5 protein-coding genes are annotated in these 4,142 nt (G+C 76.4%); 3 read left to right on the top strand and 2 right to left on the bottom strand.

Going from position 1 to position 4,142, the window contains the following annotated elements:
- Together AB0E96_RS39005 and AB0E96_RS39000 are read right to left on the bottom strand one after the other, a co-directional pair.
- Nucleotides 1-356: metalloregulator ArsR/SmtB family transcription factor (locus AB0E96_RS39005; protein ID WP_359831268.1), on the bottom strand; the 356-nt coding region annotated here is incomplete at its 3' end.
- Nucleotides 357-437: 81 nt separating this feature from the next.
- Nucleotides 438-752: an antibiotic biosynthesis monooxygenase gene (locus AB0E96_RS39000; RefSeq protein ID WP_359831266.1), complete on the bottom strand. Its 315-nt coding sequence runs from the start codon at nt 750-752 to the stop codon at nt 438-440.
- A 325-nt stretch (nt 753-1,077) separates the two neighbouring features.
- On the opposite strand from AB0E96_RS39000, the gene AB0E96_RS38995 reads away from it, so the two are divergent.
- The 3 genes from AB0E96_RS38995 to AB0E96_RS38985 all read left to right on the top strand — a co-directional run bounded on the left by AB0E96_RS38995 (nt 1,078) and on the right by AB0E96_RS38985 (nt 4,086).
- A complete protein-coding gene (locus AB0E96_RS38995) occupies nt 1,078-1,848 on the top strand; it encodes a DUF4232 domain-containing protein (protein WP_359831264.1) in 771 nt (256 codons plus the stop codon).
- A gap of 91 nt (nt 1,849-1,939) precedes the next feature.
- The gene (locus tag AB0E96_RS38990) at nt 1,940-3,313 is read left to right on the top strand and encodes a helix-turn-helix transcriptional regulator (protein ID WP_359831262.1); all 1,374 of its coding nucleotides are present in this window, start codon (nt 1,940-1,942) and stop codon (nt 3,311-3,313) included.
- 56 nt (nt 3,314-3,369) lie between these two features.
- Nucleotides 3,370-4,086 (top strand): TetR/AcrR family transcriptional regulator, encoded by a 717-nt coding sequence (locus AB0E96_RS38985; RefSeq protein ID WP_359831260.1) that lies wholly within the window; start codon nt 3,370-3,372, stop codon nt 4,084-4,086.
- The last annotated feature ends 56 nt before the right edge of the window (nt 4,087-4,142 follow it).

Raw genomic sequence — 4,142 nt, 5'->3', positions numbered from 1 at the left:
CCTCCTCTTCGGAAGCGGCGTCGGAGTCGGCGTCGGTCTCGGCGGCGGCGGTCGGGCAGGTCGTGGGCGATCAGCGCGGCCTCGGTGAGCAGCCCGCGCACCTCGGTGGCCCGGTAGAAGATCCGCGTGCCCTCCCGCCGTGCCACCACCAGCCCGGCCGCCCGCAGCTTCGCCAGGTGCTGCGAGGTCGCCGCCACGTGCGCCCCCAGCAGTTCGGCCAGCTCGCTCACCGGCAGCTCCCGCCGGCTCAGCGCCCACAGCAGCCGGTACCGCGACGGGTCCGCCACCGCCTTCAGCACCGCCACCGCCCGCTCCGCCGCGTCGGCGTCCCAGGCCTCTTCCCGCGCACCACCCATACAGGGATCGTACCGAGGCCCGCCCGGGCGCCCCGAGCCGGGAACGACCGGCGGGCGGCCGCCGGACGGGGCGCCCCGGGGTCAGGGCGCCGGGTACGCCTCCGGCGGCAGGGTCGAGCCGGTCCGGAGCACCTCGGTGACGCTCAACTCGTAGAAGGAGTACCAGGTGTCCCGGCCCTTCCGCTGGGCGTTCCGGTGCTCCAGGTCGACGCGCCAGCGCGCCAGCGACTCCGGGTCGCGCCACCACATCAGGGTCAGACGTTCGCCGTCCTCGGCCTCGTAGGTCCTGACCAGGGCGATGTCCTCGCCGTAGGCCGCGCGCGCCTTCTCGGCGAGGTAATCGTCCGTCGTCCGGTACTCGTCGTCGACCTGCTCCGAGAAACGCGACCTGAACACGACCAGTATCACCGTGGTTCTCCCATCCGTTCCGGCTGATCACATCTGACGACACAGCAGTTCCCTCCTTTCCCACGCTTCACCCCACCGCGACGGCCCCCGGGGCTCCCCGGCTCCCGCCGAAGGCTCCGCGACGTTCCACGAGGCCGTTCCAGGCGAGGACGAAACCGCAGGTCACAGGGGGTGGAACCGTTCCAGCGTCCCGGTTCGGCCGGGAAGCCTGGCGGACCGGACGGACGGCGGACCAGAGTTCTGCCCGGCGGTCGGCGCCGATGGCCCGCCGCCCCGTCCACTCCTCATCCGCATCCGTTACGGGGGAACCACCATGTCCGCTCGCCGTGCCGTGCCCGCCCGCCGCGCCCTGTTCGTCCCGGCCGCCCTCGCCCTGGGCGCCGCTCTCGCCCTGACGGCCTGCGGGACCGACGGCGGCGACGCGGCCCGGCCCGCGCAGTCCGCCGGATCCGCCGCGGCGGCCGCGCCCGGGGCCACCGCACCCGCCGGCCAGCCGACCGTCGGCGCCCCCTCCGCCCCTTCCGCCGCACCCGCCGGCACCGGCTCCGCCCGCCCCAGGTCGTCCTCGGCGCCGACCGCCCCCGCGGCCCCCGGAACCGGCGGCGGGGCCGCGGCCGGCGGCGACGAGGCCTACGCCTACAGCCACCCCTGCGAGGCCGAGCAGCTGACGGTCAAGGTGACCGCCCGGACCGAAGCGCCCACCCAGCGGGTGATCGAGGTGCGCAACCAGGGCACCACCTCCTGCGGGCTGAGCTACCACCCGCTCGTCAGCCTCGGCAGCGCGAAGGCCGCCGACCGCGCCAAGGACCTGACGCCGCTCCTCCCCGGCGGTCTGGGCGGCCCCCCGGCCTACGCCCTGGCCGCCGGCCGGACCGCGTACGCGGTGCTGGACCTCAACCCCGGCGGCGGCGGGTCCGAGGTGGACCAGCTGAACGTCCTGCCCGACGGCGACCACATGCCCGCCGCCGACACCCGCAACTTCCCGCTCGGCGCCGGCGCGAAGGCGGGCCGGCCGAAGCTCGGCCTGTACGGCCGCGACGTCGCGGAGGCCGCCGCCTCCGCGGCCACCGCCGGCCGGGGCTGACCTGCCCCGACGCCCTCCCGCCGCGCCCGGTACCGTGATCCGCGGATCGACGGCACCCCGGGCCGGACCGGGGTGGGGGGAAGGGCAGCGGATGAGTGTGGAGACCGAGGCGTTCGCGGCGATGCTGCGCGAACTCAAGGAGCGTTCGGGCCGCAGCTACGGCGCCCTGGCCACCCGGCTGCACGTCAGCACCTCCACCCTGCACCGCTACTGCAACGGCGCCGCCGTGCCCGCCGAGTACGCGCCGGTGGAGCGGCTGGCCCGGGCCTGCGGGGCAGGCGCCGAGGAACTGGTCGAGCTGCACCGCCGCTGGATCCTGGCCGACGCGGCCCGACGCCGGGAGTCCTCCTCGCCGGGTGCCCGGGCCGCCTCGGCGCCGTCGCCCGCGCCGGAGCCCGCAGCGGGGTCCGTGCCGAAGCCCCTGTCGGAATCCGCGCCTGGGCCCACGGCTGAGCCCGTGTCCGAGACCGACGTCGTGCTGGAGGAGGTGAAGACCGTGTCCCCCGTACCCCACGCACCCCCGTCCGCCGAACCGGGCCGCCGCGCCCGCAGGCGGATGCTGCTGAGCGCGACCGCCGTGGCCGTGCTGGCCGCCGCGGTCTCGGCCCTCGTCCTGCACAACGCGGGCGGCACGCCGGGCCCCTCGGCGGCCGTCCCCTCGTCCGCGGCCACCGTGCCCACCGGCACCGCGCCCGCCGGCACCGGCGTGACGGCTCCCCCGGCGGCCGCGCCGTCCACCGCCGCGCCGTCCGCGACCGCCCCGCCCGAGACCATCCCGTTCGAGACCACCCCGCCCGAGACCACCCCGGCGCCGACCGCCTCGGCGACCCCCGAGCGGATTCCCGCCCCCTTCCACGTCAACGTCCTCACCGACAACTGGGGCAGCCCCTGCGGCCAGTGGTTCCTCTCCCCCCGCACCCCCGCCAAGGTGAGTCCGCCCCCGGACAGCACCGCCCGGATCCAGAGCTGGGCGGCCGCCCAGCAGGCCGTCCCGGCCGGCCACCTGCGGCTCCAGCTGGCCGCCCAGGGCACCAGCGCCACGCCCGTCGTCCTGCTCGGGGTCAACGTGCACGTGGTCAGCGCCCGGCCCGCCCCCAAGGGGAACGCCTACACCCCGGGGTCCGGCTGCGGCGGCGAGCTCACCCCGGCCTCCTTCGCGGTGGACCTCGACGCGACGCCGCCGCGGGCCGTCCCCGCCCCGGGCCGGGAGGGCACCCGGAAGACCGCGCCGACCGACTTCCCGTACCGGGTCTCGAACAGCGACCCCCAGGTGATCGAGGTGGACGCCACCACCCGCTCCCAGGACGTCAGCTGGTACCTCGACCTGGTGTGGAGCAGCGGCGGCGAGCAGAGCACCCTGACCGTGGACGACAACGGCAAGCCGTTCCGCACCGCGGGTCTGCGCGGCGCGCCGGGCTACTTCCACAACGGCACCGCCTGGGCCCCGTCCCCGACCGAGGACTGAACTCCGGGCGTCCGGCATCTGGCCTACGTCAACGGTGTCGGCATAGCCTCGGGCGCATGACCGACCGCGTAGTCCCCGAACCGCAGCGACGCCGGCGCCGCCCCACCAAGCAGGGCGTGGTGCTGTCCGCCGAGCTGATCGTCGACACCGCGATCCGGCTGATCGGCCGGCACGGCGCCGAGGCGCTCACGGTGCGGCGGCTCGGCGCGGCCCTCGGCGCCGACCCGAGCGCGGTCTACCGCTACTTCCACAGCACCGACGACCTGCTGCTCGCCGTCGCCGACGAACTGATCGGCCGCGCCCAGCGCGACTGGCGGCCCACCGGGGACTGGCGCGCCGACCTTCGCGCCATCGGCCTGCGCATCCACGCCAGCTACCAGGCCCACCCGCAGGCCGCGATCCTCGCCGCGCACCGCACCACCGGCCGCACCCACGAGATCGCCGCCGTCGAGACGATCCTCGGCGTGCTGCGCGGGGCGGGCTTCCCCGACCAGGAAGCCGTCCGGATCTACCACGCCTTCGTCGACCAGAGCCTCGGCTTCGCCGCCCTGGACGCCGCCACCCTCGCCCTGCCCTCCGCCGCCCAGAACGCCGACCTCCGGGTCTGGCAGGCCTCCTACGCCCGGCTCGACGCCGCCGACCACCCCCACATCGCGGCCACCGCCCACCTGCTCACCGCCGACATGCGCCGCAGCGGCTACCCGTACGCCCTGGACCTGCTGCTGGACGCCGCCGACGGCCGGGGCCGGGGAGGCCTCGGAGGGGAAGTCTGACGCTAAGGCTGAGCCTGAGGCCGCTCCGGTGGCCGAGCCGACGCTGCGGCTCACGA

Source organism: Kitasatospora sp. NPDC036755 (assembly GCF_040636595.1).
GTDB lineage: Bacteria > Actinomycetota > Actinomycetes > Streptomycetales > Streptomycetaceae > Kitasatospora.
This window is presented reverse-complemented; position numbering and strand designations above follow the sequence as displayed.

Excerpts from the sequence above, each read along its gene's own strand:
- AB0E96_RS38995 (WP_359831264.1), top strand. The coding sequence starts at position 1,078 with ATGTCCGCTCGCCGTGCCGTGCCCGCCCGCCGCGCCCTGTTCGTCCCG.
- AB0E96_RS38990 (WP_359831262.1), top strand. The coding sequence starts at position 1,940 with ATGAGTGTGGAGACCGAGGCGTTCGCGGCGATGCTGCGCGAACTCAAG.
- AB0E96_RS38985 (WP_359831260.1), top strand. The coding sequence starts at position 3,370 with ATGACCGACCGCGTAGTCCCCGAACCGCAGCGACGCCGGCGCCGCCCC.